At 63.1% G+C, this 15574-nt stretch carries 13 protein-coding genes; 3 read left to right on the top strand and 10 right to left on the bottom strand.

The annotated features are described in order from the left end of the window. Positions 1-79: 79 nt before the first annotated feature. Positions 80-1573 carry an amino acid permease gene (locus AWB67_RS25495; protein ID WP_087659022.1) on the top strand — a complete coding sequence of 498 codons (1494 nt, stop codon included), beginning with the start codon at positions 80-82 and terminating at the stop codon, positions 1571-1573. Positions 1574-1591: 18 nt separating this feature from the next. Here AWB67_RS25495 and AWB67_RS25490 read toward each other — a convergent pair whose 3' ends face one another. From AWB67_RS25490 to AWB67_RS25445, 10 genes are all read right to left on the bottom strand, one after another. After that, positions 1592-3595: an acyl CoA:acetate/3-ketoacid CoA transferase gene (locus AWB67_RS25490; protein ID WP_087658993.1), complete on the bottom strand. Its 2004-nt coding sequence runs from the start codon at positions 3593-3595 to the stop codon at positions 1592-1594. Positions 3596-3667: 72 nt separating this feature from the next. Beyond that, on the bottom strand, positions 3668-5593 hold the full coding sequence (locus AWB67_RS25485) for a potassium transporter Kup (protein WP_087658992.1): 1926 nt from the start codon (positions 5591-5593) through the stop codon (positions 3668-3670). Positions 5594-5724: 131 nt separating this feature from the next. After that, the gene (locus AWB67_RS25480; protein WP_087658991.1) at positions 5725-6561 is read right to left on the bottom strand and encodes a shikimate dehydrogenase family protein; all 837 of its coding nucleotides are present in this window, start codon (positions 6559-6561) and stop codon (positions 5725-5727) included. A gap of 204 nt (positions 6562-6765) precedes the next feature. Then, positions 6766-7500 carry an ABC transporter ATP-binding protein gene (locus AWB67_RS25475; RefSeq protein WP_087658990.1) on the bottom strand — a complete coding sequence of 245 codons (735 nt, stop codon included), beginning with the start codon at positions 7498-7500 and terminating at the stop codon, positions 6766-6768. A gap of 48 nt (positions 7501-7548) precedes the next feature. Next, entirely contained in the window at positions 7549-9486 is a 1938-nt protein-coding gene (locus AWB67_RS25470; protein ID WP_087658989.1) for a branched-chain amino acid ABC transporter ATP-binding protein/permease, read from the bottom strand. Between the two features lie 7 nt (positions 9487-9493). Then, positions 9494-10369, bottom strand: a complete 876-nt coding sequence (locus AWB67_RS25465; protein ID WP_087658988.1) for a branched-chain amino acid ABC transporter permease — start codon at positions 10367-10369, stop codon at positions 9494-9496. Between the two features lie 93 nt (positions 10370-10462). Continuing rightward, positions 10463-11677, bottom strand: coding sequence for an ABC transporter substrate-binding protein (locus tag AWB67_RS25460; RefSeq protein ID WP_087658987.1), 1215 nt, complete (start codon positions 11675-11677; stop codon positions 10463-10465). A gap of 305 nt (positions 11678-11982) precedes the next feature. Continuing rightward, positions 11983-12174 carry a DUF2934 domain-containing protein gene (locus AWB67_RS25455; RefSeq protein ID WP_200822302.1) on the bottom strand — a complete coding sequence of 64 codons (192 nt, stop codon included), beginning with the start codon at positions 12172-12174 and terminating at the stop codon, positions 11983-11985. Between the two features lie 146 nt (positions 12175-12320). Next, positions 12321-13025 (bottom strand): anti-sigma factor family protein, encoded by a 705-nt coding sequence (locus AWB67_RS25450; protein ID WP_087658985.1) that lies wholly within the window; start codon positions 13023-13025, stop codon positions 12321-12323. Continuing rightward, positions 13015-13668: an RNA polymerase sigma factor gene (locus AWB67_RS25445; RefSeq protein WP_087658984.1), complete on the bottom strand. Its 654-nt coding sequence runs from the start codon at positions 13666-13668 to the stop codon at positions 13015-13017. Before AWB67_RS25445 ends, AWB67_RS25450 begins: the two co-directional genes overlap by 11 nt. 266 nt (positions 13669-13934) lie before the next feature. Here AWB67_RS25445 and AWB67_RS25440 point away from each other — a divergent pair, with 266 nt between their 5' ends. Together AWB67_RS25440 and AWB67_RS25435 are read left to right on the top strand one after the other, a co-directional pair. Further along, entirely contained in the window at positions 13935-14903 is a 969-nt protein-coding gene (locus AWB67_RS25440; RefSeq protein ID WP_087658983.1) for a metallophosphoesterase family protein, read from the top strand. A gap of 2 nt (positions 14904-14905) precedes the next feature. Further along, the gene (locus AWB67_RS25435) at positions 14906-15232 is read left to right on the top strand and encodes a plastocyanin/azurin family copper-binding protein (protein ID WP_087659021.1); all 327 of its coding nucleotides are present in this window, start codon (positions 14906-14908) and stop codon (positions 15230-15232) included. Positions 15233-15574 lie beyond the last annotated feature (342 nt).

The raw sequence follows: 15574 nt of genomic DNA, 5'->3' as shown, positions 1-15574 counted from the left end.
CGATGAAATCTGCTATCACGGAACTGGGGCGCATTTGGTCCCGATGACTCCATCGAAGGGAGAACCCATTGTGACCATGATGCAAAGAAAGTCCATCGATTCATTGCAGGCCGAAGCCGATGAAACAGACGAAGCGTTGCAGGAGCATGGGACGCATACGCTGAAGCGCTCGCTTTCAGGGCTGGACCTGACGATGCTCGGCATCGGCTGTATCATCGGCGCGGGGATCTTCGTGCTCACGGGTCACGCGGCCGCGACCAATGCGGGCCCTGGAATCACCATCTCGTTCGTGCTGGGCGGCATCGTCTGCGGCCTCGCGGGATTGTGCTATGCGGAGATGGCATCGACCGTACCCGTGTCCGGCAGCGCGTACACGTATGCGTATGCGACGATGGGCGAGTTCATCGCGTGGCTCATCGGCTGGGACCTGATCCTCGAATACGCGGTGGGCGCAACGACCGTTGCGATCGGATGGTCGGGCTATGTGGTGAGCTTTCTGCATTCGCTCGGCATCGACATACCGGCGGCGCTCGCGCAGGCGCCTTTCATCTTCGATCCCGCTCACGGCTGGAGCCATTCGGGCGCGCTCCTCAACGTGCCGGCGATGCTGGTCGTCGGGCTGATCACGATCCTGCTCGTCTTCGGCATTCGCGAGTCGGCGCGCGTGAACAGCGTCATCGTGATCATCAAGGTGGTGATCGTGATCGCGTTCATTGCGGCGGGCTTCACGTTCGTCGACACCCGCAACTGGGTGACGGGCACCAATCCGCACGGCGCGTTCATACCGCCTAACACGGGCGAATCCGGTGTGTTTGGCTGGAGCGGCGTGGTGCGCGGCGCGGCCGTCGTGTTCTTCGCATACATCGGCTTCGATTCGGTATCGACGGTCGCCCAAGAGACGAAGAATCCGCGGCGCGACATGCCGATCGGTTTGCTCGGATCGCTTGCGATCTGCACGCTGCTTTACGTACTCGTGTCGTACGTGCTTACGGGCATCGTGCCTTACGACAAGCTGAACGTAGCCGACCCGATCGCCGTCGGCGTCGATGCGATCGGCATGAAGTGGCTCTCACCGATCGTCAAGATCGGCGCGATCTTCGGGCTTACGTCGGTGGTACTCGTGCTGTTATTGAGCCAGCCGCGCATTTTCTATTCGATGTCGAAGGACGGCTTGCTGCCGCCATTCGCATCGAAGATTCACCCGCGCTTTCGCACGCCTTACATCACGACGATCATCACGGGCCTCATCGTCATGGTGCTCGCGGGGCTTCTGCCGATCGGGCTCGTCGGAGAACTGGTGAGCATCGGGACGCTGTTCGCGTTCGCGGTCGTGTGCATCGGCGTGATGGTGCTGCGCATCACGCAGCCCGAACTCAAGCGCGCTTTCAAAACGCCGGCCGTGTTCATCGTGGCGCCGCTCGGCGCGCTGTCATCCGTGTTCCTGATGGCAGGCCTCCCCGGCGATACATGGATCCGGCTCATCGTATGGATGGCGATCGGAGTCGTGATCTACTTCGGCTATGGCATCCGGCACAGCAAGCAGCGCGCGAAGGCGGAAGGGCGTTTGCGTTAGAGACCAAGCCCGAAGCCGTCACTGCGAGGACGGCTTCGCCGCGTGCTCCTGCGCTTCCTCCGGGCTCTCGTAGATGTACGCGGCGACGCCCCGCTTCTTCAATGCATCGCCGAGTTTCAGGCGAAGGAAGCTGCTGGTCGTATAGCGCGTGACGCCTTCATAGCAGTTGTTCACGAGTTTCATCACCATCTCCGAATACGCGTCCAGCATGTCGGGGCGTATGGAGAAGTTGTCGTAGTTCACGATCGCGTGCGGCTTGACCGTCAGGCCACCGACCTTTGCCACGACTTCGCGCCGGATCGCTTCGACGTCTTCGAGCGTCGCCACTTCATGGCCTTCGAAGTTGATGAAGATCATGTTCTTTTCGGCGTCGTAGCTGAAGCGCTCGCTGAGGCGCAAACCCAGCAGGATATTGCGCAAGCCCATCGGCGCGTTCTGGAAGATGCGCGCGTCCATCAGGCGCGGCGGTGCGTTGATGATCGGCGCGAAGCCCATCTGCGCGACGATGTCACGCTGCACGTCGGCGCCCGGCGCCACTTCGATCAGTTCGAGGCCCGCAGGCGTCAATGAAAACACGCAACGCTCGGTGATGTAGAGCACCGGCTGCCCACGTTCGGCCGCATACGTGCCGCTGAACGTGCGATGCTCGACAGCATCGACGAACTTCTGACAGTTGCCATCGCGCACGATTTTGAGGCGCCCGCCCTCGATCGCGATATCGAGCTTGCCCGCGTTGAACGTGCCGACAAACACGACCTTCTTCGCGCTCTGGCTGATGTTGATGAAGCCGCCCGCGCCCGCGAGCTTGGGGCCGAACTTGCTGACGTTGAGATTGCCGTCGCGATCCGCCTGCGCGAGACCCAAGAACGCAATGTCGAGGCCGCCGCCGTCGTAGAAATCGAACTGGTAGGGCTGATCGATGATCGCCTGCGTGTTGGTCGCGGCGCCGAAGTTCAGGCCGCCCGCCGGAATGCCGCCGATCACGCCGGGCTCGGTCGTCATCGTGAAGAGATCGATCACCTGCTCTTCGTTCGCGACGCTCGCGATGCCCTCCGGCATGCCGATGCCGAGATTCACGATGCTGTTCGCCATCAGTTCGAAGGCCGCGCGCCGCGCGATCACTTTGCGTTCGGTGAGCGGCATCGGCGGCACCGAACTCGCGGCGACGCGCAATTCGCTCGAAAACGCCGCGCTGTACGGCTCGCCAAAGGTCTGCCAGTGATGTTCATGCGGCGCCACGACGACGCAATCGACCATCACGCCCGGAATCTTCACCTGCCGCGAGTTGAGCGTGTTCGACTCGGCGAGCCGCTCGACCTGCGCGATCACGATGCCGCCCGAATTGCGCGCGGCCATCGCAATCGATAGCCCTTCGAGCGTTAGCGCTTCCTTCTCCATCGTGATGTTGCCGTTGACGTCGGCAGTGGTGCCGCGCACGATCGCTACATCGATCGGGAAGGTTTTGTAGAACAGATACTCGGCGCCGTCGATGTTCATCAGCGTGACGAGATCGCCTTTCGTGCTCGCGTTGAGCTTGCCGCCGCCGTTGCGCGGATCGACGAACGTGCCGAGCCCGACCGTCGAGAGATGCCCCGGACGATGCGCGGCGATATCGCGAAAGAGCTGCGAGATCACGCCTTGCGGCAGGTTGTACGCTTCGATGCGGTTTTCGATAGCGAGCCGCTGCAGCCCCGGCACGAGGCCCCAATGTCCGCCGATCACGCGGCGCACGAGGCCTTCGTGCGCGAGGTGATTAAGCCCTTTCGTCTTGCCGTCGCCCTGGCCCGCCGCATAGACGAGCGTCAGGTCCCGCAGGGCTTCGCCGCCGGGGACGTCGCCTTCGAGGAAGCGTTCTTCGAGCGCGATCGCTACGGCCTCCGCAAAGCCGATGCCGACGAAGCCACTCGTCGCGAGGGTATTACCCGAACGGATCAGCCTTACCGCCTCGCGCGCCGTGACGATCTTGCCGCGCTCGACCGTGCGTGCCGTGGCGGGAAAGTGAGGCCGGGACCCTTCGCTCATGATGTCTCCGTTACGCACGTATGAGGCGAACCTCCGTGCTTTTCAGTGTTCCATATACAGCACCCGCCCAGCTCAGATCTCGACGCGCGCGCCCAGTTCGATCACGCGATCGGCGGGCAGTTTCAGATAAGCGGCGACGTTCCCCACATTGTGCAGCATCACCGCGAAAAGGCGCTCACGCCAGAGCGCCATGCCCTTGCCCGGCACCGGCACGACGGTTGCACGGCTCAGGAACCACGATATCTGTGTTCGATCGAACGTGAGCCCCGACGACGCGCAGGCTTCGAGCGCGGCGGGGAGATCGACTTCGTCCTTGAAGCCGTAATGCACCGTCACCTGATAGCAGCCCTGGCCGAGTGCCTGCACGGCGACACGCTCGTTGGCAGGCACCCATGGAACCTCGCGGCTCGATACCGTGAGAAACACAACCGTCTCGTGCAACACGCGGTTATGCACGAGGTTGTTCAGCAGTGAATGCGGCACGCCGTGCGGATCGGCGTTCATGAAGATCGCCGTGCCTTCCACGCGCACTGGCGGGCGCGCCAGTAGCGTCGCGAGGAACGGCCTGAGCGGCGTCGTGCCGGCGCGCAGGCGCGCTTCGGCGAGCATCATCTCCCAGCCGCGTCCCCAGGTCGCCATGATCGTGAACATGACCAGGCCGATCGCGAGCGGGAACCAGCCGCCCTGCCCGATCTTCAGCAGGTTCGCGGAGAAGAACGTCGCGTCGATCACGAAGAAGAAGGCTGTCGCGAATACGCACAGCCCCCAGTTCAGGTGCCACGCGTAGCGGATCACGAAGAAGGTGAGCACGGTCGTGATCAGCATCGTGCCGGTGACCGCGATGCCGTAAGCGGAGCCGAGCGCCGTCGACGAACCAAACGCAAGCACCGCGGCCACCACCGCGATCAGAAGCGTCCAGTTGATGCCGGGCACGTAGATCTGCCCGATCTCCTTCGCCGACGTGTACACCACGTTCATGCGCGGCAGGAAGCCGAGTTGCATCGCCTGCTTGGTCATCGAATACGTGCCGGAGATCACGGCCTGCGAAGCGATCACGGTCGCGACCGTCGAGAGGCCGACCATCGGATAGAGCATCCACCCCGGAAACAAGCGGTAGAACGGGTTTTGCAGCGCGGACGGATCGGCGAGCAGCAGCGCGCCCTGTCCGAGATAGTTGAGCGCGAGCGCGGGAAAGACGACGGCGAACCACATCAGGCGAATCGGCCGCGCGCCGAAGTGACCCATGTCGGCATAGAGCGCCTCGGCCCCTGTAAGCGACAGCACGACCGCGCCGAGCGCGACGAACGCGAGCCAGCGGTGATGCAGGCAGAACGCAAGGCCCGCGAGCGGATCGAGCGCTTCGAGAATGCGCGGTGCATCGAAGATGTTGATCAAGCCCGAAATGGCCAACACGACGAACCACACCACCATCACCGGCCCGAATACCGCGCCGATGCCAGCGGTGCCGCGCTTTTGCATCACGAAGAGCGCGATCAGCGCGACGAGCGTGATCGGAATGACGTAGGGCTTGAGCAAGGGCGTGGCGACTTCGAGCCCTTCGACCGCGCTCAGCACTGAGATCGCGGGCGTGATCACGCCGTCGCCGTAAAACAGCGCCGCGCCCATCACGCCGATGGCAAGCAGCAGATGACGCAGCCGCGGCTTGTTCGCTACCGACGATGCCGCGAGCGCGAGCAGCGCCATGATGCCGCCCTCGCCGTGATTGTTTGCGCGCAGGATGAGCGTGACGTACTTGAGCGAGACGACCACCGTCAGCGACCAGAAGATCAGCGAAACGATGCCGATCACGTTCAGGGGTTCGAGCGGTAAGCCGTTCTCGGAATCGAAGACGGTTTTGAGCGTGTACAGCGGGCTCGTGCCGATGTCGCCGTAGACGATGCCGAGCGCCGCCAGAGAAAGGCCCAGGAGGGCTGGATGATGCGGAGCGGGCTCGCCCGCCTTGCCGCCTGCCGGCGCGCCGGATGCAATCAATCCCATGATGCCTCCCAGATTTACGCTTTTCCGCGCGCCGGTTTATTCGTCAGAGGATGAGCGCTGCTGCGTTTGCTTTGGGTATCAGTATAGGGAACGGTAGGGCGCGGTGTGCTCCTGCACCGCGCTCTATGGGTTTACGCGTACTTGATCTGCGATACGGCACGCAGTTCATCGGCCGTTGCCGTGCCGAAGCCGAAAAACTCCAGGTACGCCGGGATCATCTCGTAGAGCATGTCCGTGCCCACTTGCACGCCGCATCCCTTGTCCTTCGCAGCGCGCAACAACGGCGTGTACTCCGACTTCATCACCACTTCCCCAACGAACGTGCTCGGCGCAATGCGGTCGATGTCGAATGGCAACGGATCGCCTTCGTTCATGCCGAGCGGCGTCGCGTTGACGATCAGATCGAAGCCCGCCGGGTCTTTCGACCCCGTCGTCACGACGAGCTGAGAATAGTGCTCGCGCAGGCGGCCCGCGAGGGCCTCGACCGACGGGGTGTTCGTATCGAAGAGCGCCATCTCGCCGACGCCCGCCGCCGCGAGCGATGCAGCAATCGCCGAGCCCACGCCGCCGCTGCCGAGCACGAGCGCGCGCGCGCCCTTCAGCGCGCGGCCCTTGCGCTCGACGCCGCGCACGAAGCCCGCGCCGTCGAACTGGTCGCCGACGAGCTTGCCGTCTTCGCGCTTAAGGATCGCATTACAAGCGCCCGCGATGCGCGCGGTAGGCGTGACTTCATCGACGAGGCCGACGGTCGTGACCTTGTGCGGCATCGTGACGAGCGCGCCGCGGATGTTGCTCAGGCGGAACAGCAGCGGCAGGAACGCCGCGTAGTCCTCGGGCTTGACGCCCATCGGCATGACGACCGCGTCGATACCTTTCTTGTCGAACCAGGGGTTGTAAATCATCGGCGCCTTGAACGCCTCGGTCGGGAATCCCAGATGGGCGATTAGCGTCGTCTTTCCGCTGATCATCGCAGCGCTCCTTTTCTAACGAGTTCCTGGATCAGGCTTACGATTGCCTGCGGCTCGTGCCGGCCGCGGCAAACGTCATAGTGCGCCTGCCAGCAATGGCACGCCAGTCATTTGCATGCCGGCACGCCATTGTGTACCAGATGGTACATTCTGTGCAAATCGCATCGGGCCTTTCTCAAGATGGCGCTTTAAGCGTCTGCCGAATTAGTGACTCGTCCCCAGATAAGCCGCCTTCACCGAAGGGTCGTTGCGCAGCTGTTCCGCCGGGCCGTGCGTCGCGATCCGTCCGTTCTCCAGCACGTAGCCGTAATCCGCGACGTTGAGCGCGGCGGCCGCGAACTGCTCGACGAGCAGCATCGTCACGCCTTCTTCCTTCAGCCGCGCGATGATGCGGAACACTTCCTCGACGAGAATCGGCGCCAGGCCCATCGACGGTTCGTCGAGCAGCACGAGGTCAGGGTTGAGCATGATCGCGCGCGCCATCGCGAGCATCTGCTGCTCGCCGCCCGAGAGCGTGCCCGCGAGTTGATGGCGACGCTCCTTCAGGCGCGGGAAGAGTTCGATCGCGCGTTCGAGGTCTGCCGACACGTCGCCCTTCGGACGCGCCCAGGTCAGGCGCGGGAAGGCGCCGAGGATCAGGTTGTCGGTCACCGACATCGTCGCGAAGACGCGCCGGCCCTCAGGTGAATGCGCAAGACCCAGGCGCGCGATCTTGTGCGAGTCCATCGCGTCGATGCGCTTCGCATCGCTGCCGACGCCCATCGTGATCTCGCCTTCGGTCGCCTTGATCATCCCGGAGATGGCACGCATCGTCGTGGTCTTGCCGGCGCCGTTCGAGCCGATCAGCGTGACCACTTTCGCCTTCGGCACGTCCATCGATATGCCGTGCAGCACTTTAACTTTGCCGTAGCCGGCGTGCAGGTTTCTGATCGATAGCATTTTTTATTTGGGTCCGTGTTAGGTGGTTGAGCGCTGAGGTCGCTGGCCTTAAACGACCTCCGCCGCCTGCCCGCCCAAATAAGCCTCGATGACCTTGTCATTCGCCTGAATCTCCGCAGGCTTGCCTTCCGCGATCTTCTGCCCGAAGTCGAGCACCGACACCGTATCGCAGACGCTCATCACCACGTCCATGTGATGCTCGATCAGCACGAGCGTGATCCCGTGATCGCGAACCTTGCGAATGATCGCGACGAGCTCGCGAATATCCGGCGCGGTGAGGCCGGCAGCGGGTTCGTCGAGCAACAGCAGTTGCGGATCGAGCGCCAACGCCCGTGCAATTTCCAGCAGCCGCTGCCTGCCGTAAGGCAAGTTGCGCGCTTCCTCGGTCGCCACGTCTTCCAGGCCGACGAAGCGCAGCAGATTGAACGCACGTTCGCGCGCGAGCCGCTCTTCACGCCGATAGCGCCCGCTCATCAAACCAACGTCGGCGAAATTCGACTTGAACGTGTGATGCAATCCGACCAGCACGTTCTCCAGCGCCGTCATCTCGCCGAAGAGTTGCACGTTCTGGAACGTCCGCGCGATACCCGAAAGCGCGATGTTCGCCGACGTGCGCCCTGCAATCGAATGGCCGTCGTATTCGATCGAACCCGCGGTCGGCACGTAGATGCCGGTCAGCACGTTCATCATCGTGCTCTTGCCCGAACCGTTCGGTCCGATCAGGCCGTGAATCGTGCCGCGCCGCACTGTCAGATTTACGTCGTTGAGCGCCTTCAGGCCGCTGAACTGCATCAGGATGTTGCGCAGATCGAGAATCGTCTCCGCTCCTTCGGGACGCACCTTGAGCAACGCATCGGCTTGCGCGTTCTTCAGATCGGCGGGATCGATCTTCGTCACGCGCACGCGACCGAGGCTCAGAATCTTGCGCACGAATCCGACGATACCGTCCTGCAGGTAGTACACGACCAGCAGGATCATCAACCCGAAGATGGTCAGGCGCCAGTCGGTCAGCGCGTCGATCCAGTACGAGAAGATCGCGAGACCCGCAGTGCCGATCACCGGTATCGCCACCTTCTGCGGCGTGCTGATGCGGCGCGCGAGCGCAACCACCGCGCCGATCACGACCACTGCCGCGAGCGCGGTCGAGACCATGCGGAACAGCGCGATGTCATCGAGCAGTTTCGGCAGGAGCACGATGATCGTCGAGCCGAGCACGGCGCCCGTGCGCGTCTTGCGCCCGCCCATGATGATCGCGAGCAGGAACAGGATCGTCAGTTCGAAGTTGTACGTATTCGGCGAGATGTACTGCTCCGAATACGAATAGAGGCAGCCGGCAAGACCCGCGAAGCCCGCGCTGATCACAAACGCGTAGACCTTGTACTTGTAGACCGACACGCCCATGCAGTCCGATGCGATCGGGCTGTCGCGCAACGCCTCGAACGCGCGTCCGAGATGCGACTTCAGCACGCGATGCACCACCACGAGCGACACCACGAGCAGCGCCGCGACGAGCCAGTAGTACTCGACTTCGTTCAGCGCGTGACCCGCGAGCGTGGGCTTCGGAATCTTGAGGCCCATCGGTCCGTTGGTCAGGAAGTCCATCTCGTTGATTAGGATCTGGATGATCGTCCCGAACGCGAGCGTCACCATCGCGAGGTACGGTCCCGAGACACGCAGCGCGGGCAACGCGAGGATCGCGCCGAAGGCCGACGTCACCACGATCGACAGCGGCACGGTTACGTAGAACGGCATGCCGAGCTTGATGAAGAGCACACCCGCCGTGTACGCGCCGACGCCGAACAGCCCCGCGTGTCCGAGCGACACCTGCCCCGTGTATCCCACGACGATATCGAGACCGAACAGCAGGATCGCGTAGATCATGATGGTCTCGACGAGATGGATGTAATACGGATTGCCCGAAAGCACCGGGAATACCGCGAGTGCGGCGAGCCCGACGGCAGTCGCGACGATTTTGCCTGTTTTCACGGTAGCCTCAGACTTTCTTGATGGCAGTCTTGCCGAAGAGACCGGCAGGCTTCATCGCCAGCACGATCAACAGCAGCACGAGTCCCGGTACGTCCTTGTAGCCGGTCGAAATATAGAACCCGGTCGTCGTCTCCGCGATGCCGAGGATCATCCCGCCCACGATGATCCCCATCCCGCTCGACAACCCGCCGATGATCGCCACCGCGAACGCCTTGAGGCCGAGCACCGCGCCCATCGTTGCGCCGGTCAGCGTGAGCGGCGCGATCAGCACGCCCGCGAACGCGGCCGTCAACGATGAAAGCGCATACGAAAACGTGATCACGAGGCCGGTATTGATGCCCATCAGCGAAGCCGCATCGCGATCGTTCGCGGTCGCGACCACGGCCTTGCCGAAGATCGTCTTGCGATTGAAGAACTCGACGGCAAGCATCATCACGAGCGCGCCGCCCACGACGAGCAGTTCCATCGGCAGCACATTCGCGCCGAACACCTTGATCGGCGCCTCGGGCAGCGGCGAAGGAAAGCGCAGGTCGTCGCGGCCCCAGACGTTTTCCGCGACGTTCTTGAAGATGATGCCGAGCGCGATCGTCGACATGATCCAGCCGAATTCGGATTTGATCTTGATCGCGGGCCGCACGCCGATGCGTTCGACGAACGCGCCCTGCGCGAGACCGAAGAGGCACACGAGCGGAATCATGAGCCAGTAGTTCACGCCCATCGTGACGAGCGTGAGGCCGACGAGCGCGCCGAGCATCAGCGCATCGCCCTGGCCGAAGTTGAGCGTGCCGGAAGTGGCGAAGGTGAGTTGATAGCCGAACGCGATCACGGCGTAGATCATGCCGAGCGCGATGCCGCTATACACAAGCTGTAGAAGGATGGCCATCGTCGAGTCGCCTACGGTTCGAACGGTCAGACAACAAAGCAAAGCCGCCCCCGCCATCAGGCGGGCGCGGCTCCAACATGCACGAAGAACGCCTTAGTTGGAGGCGGTCGACTGCTTGGCGCGCAGCGTGCTGCCGCCCTTCTTGTCCGTGTCGTACGCGTAGACCACGCGGCCGCCCTTCACTTCGCCGACGACCGGCACGTTCGGGCTGATCGCATCGTGATCGCCCTTCGTGAACGGCTTGTCGTAGACCATCACGACGCCTTCCACTTTCGTGTTCAGGCTCTCGAGCGCCGCGCGGATCTTCGGCCCTTCGGTCGAGTTGGCCTGCGTGATCGCCGCTGCGAGCAGGTAGATGGAGTCATAGCCTTGTGCCGCCGACACCGGCGAATCGATGCGGTTGTTCTTCGGCTTGAACTCTTTCAGATAGGCTTCGATGAACGCCTTGCGCTTGGGCGTATTTTCTTCCTGGATGAAGGTCTGCGGCATGCGCGCGCCTTCGCCGTTCGCGCCGGCGTTGTCGATGTAGTTCGCCATCGAGAGCGTCCAGCTGCCGACGAGCGGCACCTTCCAGCCGAGCTTCGCCATGCCGTTCGCGATCTGCGCGAGTTCCGGTCCGATGCCGTAGGTCAGCACGGCTTCGGCGCCCGCTTCCTTCGCCTTCAGCAACTGGGCCGTCATGTCGACGTCCTTGATGTTGAACTTCTCGACGGCCACCGGCTTCACGCCCTTCGCCGACAGCGCCTTTTCCAGATCCTCGCGGCCGAGCTGGCCGTAGTTGGTCGAATCGGCGAGGATCGCAACCTTCTTGAAGCCGCGCTTCGTGACGGCTTCTTCGACGATCATCGGCGCCTGGATGCGGTCGGCGGCGGAATTGCGGAAGACGTAGTTGTCGGGCTGGTCGTCGAATTGACGCGTGATGACGGTGCCCGTCGCGACGTTGTTGAAGACCGGCACCTTCGCTTCCTGGAAGAAGCGCTGCGACGCGAGCGCGACACCCGTGTTGATGTAGCCGACCACCGCGACGACCTTCTCCTTGTTGATCAGCTCCTGCGCGATCTGCACGCCGCGTTCGTTCTTCGCTTCATCGTCGCGTTCGACGAGCACGATCTGCCGGCCGAGCACGCCGCCCGCCTTGTTGATTTCGGCGGTCGCGAGACGCACGCCGTCGCGCATGCTCACGCCCATCGACGAAGAACCGCCGGTGAACGGGCCGTCGACGCCGATCTTGATCGGGTCGGCAGCAAAGGCCGAGGCGAACATGCCGAACGCGAGCGCACCCGCGATGAGCTTCAGTTTGATACCCATGTTTTCAGTCTCCGTCGCATGAATCGATTACAGCGTAATGCGGTCGCATCACTCGCTGCCTGTCGCTTTTTTAATCCGAACGTTTGTTCAATACTTATCGGTGTCCGAGTGTAGAAATTGTAAGAATCAGACAATATTCGGAGTTACCCGAGTGTAGGGAGCGCTGACGCACATTGGAAAAGCGGCGAGTCCACCGGGAGTCGCCGCTTTTGCTTGATCGGATTCATTCGAGCGAAGGCGCTTCTTCGTGCACTGCGGGGTGCGCGTCTCAGGCGATGCGATGCGCGGCGTCCGCGCGATGCGTGTCACGTCTTCGTCAGGACCTCGCCGGCGGGTCCGGTATCGCTTTGATCCGACGACACGGGTTCCGCATCGTCGCCCACTGCCGCACGCGCCTGTTCCCAGAACTCTTCGGAGCGTCCTTCCGGGCTCCCGGCCTCTTCCCAAAGTTCGTACGCTTTCCTGCGAATTTCTTCGTCCTTCGACGTATTGTCCATGCGGCGCTCCATTCAGTCGTTCGGGACGGATGCACGTTTCGTCGACGTCCGCCAGCCGCTGGCCTTCGGGCGTGCCGCGACGCCATCCGGGTTCGCTGCGGCACAGCTTGTGCAGCAATCGCTATGCCGATGGAGCCTGGGCGCCCTCAACGCGCCTCGTCCGCCTGGAGCGCCTGCGCGAATTGGTGCAGCACCGAAGTGGACGCGTCGCTCACCGCCCAGTAGCTCATGCCGTTGCTGTGCCAGTTCGCAAGGCCGTAACCGTCGTCGGATTGCGTGACGGCGGTGGTCGGCTTCGACGGGGCGTTCGGCGCACGGCTGTTGTCCGGGAACACGTAGACGTCGATCGGATGCTTCAGGTAGTGGTACACCAGCACCGCGACCGGCCGATGCCCCACGTAGTCGAGCCGTCCCCCGACGAGCGCGAATCCCGGCGTCGCCGGATCGACCACGGGCGGCGCGTAGTCGATGCGTCCGTTGAACCACGGCTTCACCGTGTGCTTGTCGCTCGATTCGACGTCGATCGTGCGCGTCGAAAGCAGCGCGCGGACGTGGCTCGACACGATCTCCTGCGCGATGGGGTCCGTGGGTGCCGGGCGCTGGAACGTGAGCACGGCGGTGAAGATAAGCGCGCAGAGCGCACCACCCGCCAGCCCGCCGCCGGCGAACTGCCACGGCATGCTCCAGGCGGGCCACGTCCAGCGCGAGCGCGCGCGGGCCGGGAGCGCGGGCGGCGCCTCATTCCAGATGCGCGTGAGCACTTGCGCGCGCAGGTGGTCCGGTGCCCGCTCGTAGAGCGAGCCGTCGCGCAGTCTCGTACCGAGCGACGCGATGTCGTTGTCATTGTCCATTGCGCGATTCCCCCGATTCGGCCGATCCCGCCGATGGTTTTTTTACGAGCCTGACACCCGGCCGTTCTCCTGCCGCACCCTGCGCCGCGCGCACTGCCGCGGCAAGCAAGGGCCGTGCACGCGAAAGCCGCGACATCACCGTGCCGATCGGCACGCCGATGACCGCCGCGACGTCGCGATAACTCATGTCCTCCAGTTCGCGCAGCACGAGCACCTCCCGATACGCTACCGGCAGCGCCTCCAGCGCGTGATGAATCAGATGGATCTCGTCGCGCCTGACAGCGAGCGTCTCCGGATCGTTCCCCGAGTCGTCGATCCAGCCAGGCAGCGGGTCGTCGGCGTGCAACTCGTCGTCGTAGGAGACGCTGTCCGCCTTGTGCATACGACGGCGCCATTCCGTGTACCACGTATTGCGCACGATACGCAGCAGCCACGCGCGCGCGTTCGCCGCTTCCTCTCCTTCGAAGCCATCGAAGAAGCGGAACGCGCGCAGAAACGCTTCCTGCACGACATCGTCGGCATCGCTTGGACTGCCGGTCAGCCAGCGTGCGAGGTTGTACGCGGCGTCGATATGCGGCAGCAACGCCGCTTCGAAGCGCGCCGGCTTCGCGTCCTTCTCCTGCGCGGATTTCTGATGCCACATCGCGCGGCTCTCCGGTCGCCAAGCATGTTCATCGGACGGCGCGACGCGTAGCGTGCCGCGCGTTCTCATCGATAAATACTGCTGCCGCGCCTGCTTTATTCCCGATTTTCATCGCCGATGCAAAAAATAAATCCGGAATAAGCGCGTCCCGCCGATGGTTCGATGGACGGATGCCGCACGTCTCGCTCGAGACGGCTCCCTCGTGCCGATGCTGCGTGCACGAGCCCCACATTTCATTGTTGCAGCCCGCTTCGAGGAGAACAGACATGACCGACGATACACCCCGCGTCCCAGGCGCGGACGAAGAACTCAGCGCGCACGGCCAGCGCCGCCGCACGGCGCTCACGTGCATGGCGTGGGCGGGCGCGGGCGTCGTGTGGACGTTGAGCGGCGGCATTCCGGGCTCGCGGCTCATCGGCGGCGCCGAGGCCGCGACCGCCGACAGCCGCGCATTTAGCTTCGTGCAGATCAGCGACAGCCACATCGGCTTCGCAAAGGACCCGAACACGGAGCCGACGAGCACGCTCGCCGACGCCATCGGCCGCGTCCGCGCGATGCCGCAGCGGCCCGCGTTCATGATCCACACCGGTGACATCACGCACTTGTCGAAACCGGCCGAATTCGATACGGCCGCGAAGATCATCGACGGCGCCGGTCTCGACGTGCACTACGTGCCGGGCGAACACGACGTGCTCGTCGACAATGGCGATCCGTATTTCGAGCGCTTTTCGAAGCAGAACGGCGGCACGAAGTGGTACAGCTTCGACCAGGGCGGCGTGCATTTCGTCGGTCTCGTGAACGTGATCGACCTGAAGGGCGGCGGCCTCGGCTTTCTCGGCGACGAGCAACTCGAATGGCTCAGGCGCGATCTCGAAGGAAAGTCGAGCAGCACGCCGATCGTCGTGTTTGCGCACATTCCGCTGTGGTCGCTGTATCCGCAATGGGGTTGGGGCACGGATGACAGCGCACGAGCGCTGGTTTATCTGAAGCGCTTCGGGTCGGTGACGGTTCTCAATGGCCACGTACATCAGGTGGCGCAGAAAGTAGAAGGCAACTTGAGCTTCTATTCGGCGTTGTCGACGGCGTTTCCGCAGCCCGCGCCGGGCACGGCGGCAGGGCCTGGGCCGATGAAAGTGCCTGCAGACAAGCTGCGTTCGATGCTCGGGCTGCGGTCGGTCAATTATGTGCCCGGCCGTGGCGAGCTGGCGATCGTCGATACAACGCTGGGAGCGTGATCATGATGAAACGTGCGACTTTGCTTGCGGTTTTCACGGCGCTCGTGCTGTTCAGCAGTGCGCCCGCTCGGGCCGCCGATGCGACGATTCACATCGATAACTTCGCTTTCAATCCACCGACATTGCGCGTGTCGGCGGGGACTAAGGTAACTTGGGTCAATCGCGATGACATGATCCATACGACCGTCGATGCGGCTACGCCGAGATCGTTCAAGTCGGACCCGATGGATACGGATCAGTCGTACTCGTTCGTCTTCGCCAAACCGGGGACTTACCACTATTTTTGTTCGATGCATCCGCAGATGATGGGGACCATTGTCGTGGAGTGAGGCTGCGTTTGCACTTCGCTCGGGGGTTTGTGTACGCCGTTTGATGTTGCTGCGCTTCGATGGAACTTGCTTTCTTAGCGGTCTATTTGCTCTGCCCCTGTCCGGGGCGGGACTCACTTTCTTTGCTGCTGCAAAGAAAGTAAGCAAAGAAAGCAGCTTCCCACCGCCAAAGCTAACCAACCCTCACTCGCATAAAAACGGATTGGCGCTGGAGAGTAAGTGTCGCCCTCACGGCGGAACCGGGCTTGGCTCGCGGACCCACTGCGGCAACTCGCAGTACACCGGACAGGTGCAGCAGTCATACATCCGTCCTCGCGCTACGCGCTCAGACGTGGGGTGCAC

Source organism: Caballeronia terrestris (genome assembly GCF_001544515.1).
Taxonomy (GTDB): domain Bacteria; phylum Pseudomonadota; class Gammaproteobacteria; order Burkholderiales; family Burkholderiaceae; genus Caballeronia; species Caballeronia terrestris.
The sequence above is the reverse complement of the archived record's forward strand: the minus strand, read 5'-3'. Positions and strand labels throughout refer to the sequence as shown.

Coding starts and splice junctions, on each gene's coding strand:
- AWB67_RS25495 (WP_087659022.1), top strand. CDS start 80: ATGCAAAGAAAGTCCATCGATTCATTGCAGGCCGAAGCCGATGAAACA.
- AWB67_RS25490 (WP_087658993.1), bottom strand. CDS start 3,595: ATGAGCGAAGGGTCCCGGCCTCACTTTCCCGCCACGGCACGCACGGTC.
- AWB67_RS25485 (WP_087658992.1), bottom strand. CDS start 5,593: ATGGGATTGATTGCATCCGGCGCGCCGGCAGGCGGCAAGGCGGGCGAG.
- AWB67_RS25480 (WP_087658991.1), bottom strand. CDS start 6,561: ATGATCAGCGGAAAGACGACGCTAATCGCCCATCTGGGATTCCCGACC.
- AWB67_RS25475 (WP_087658990.1), bottom strand. CDS start 7,500: ATGCTATCGATCAGAAACCTGCACGCCGGCTACGGCAAAGTTAAAGTG.
- AWB67_RS25465 (WP_087658988.1), bottom strand. CDS start 10,369: ATGGCCATCCTTCTACAGCTTGTGTATAGCGGCATCGCGCTCGGCATG.
- AWB67_RS25460 (WP_087658987.1), bottom strand. CDS start 11,677: ATGGGTATCAAACTGAAGCTCATCGCGGGTGCGCTCGCGTTCGGCATG.
- AWB67_RS25455 (WP_200822302.1), bottom strand. CDS start 12,174: ATGGACAATACGTCGAAGGACGAAGAAATTCGCAGGAAAGCGTACGAA.
- AWB67_RS25450 (WP_087658985.1), bottom strand. CDS start 13,025: ATGGACAATGACAACGACATCGCGTCGCTCGGTACGAGACTGCGCGAC.
- AWB67_RS25445 (WP_087658984.1), bottom strand. CDS start 13,668: ATGTGGCATCAGAAATCCGCGCAGGAGAAGGACGCGAAGCCGGCGCGC.
- AWB67_RS25440 (WP_087658983.1), top strand. CDS start 13,935: ATGACCGACGATACACCCCGCGTCCCAGGCGCGGACGAAGAACTCAGC.
- AWB67_RS25435 (WP_087659021.1), top strand. CDS start 14,906: ATGATGAAACGTGCGACTTTGCTTGCGGTTTTCACGGCGCTCGTGCTG.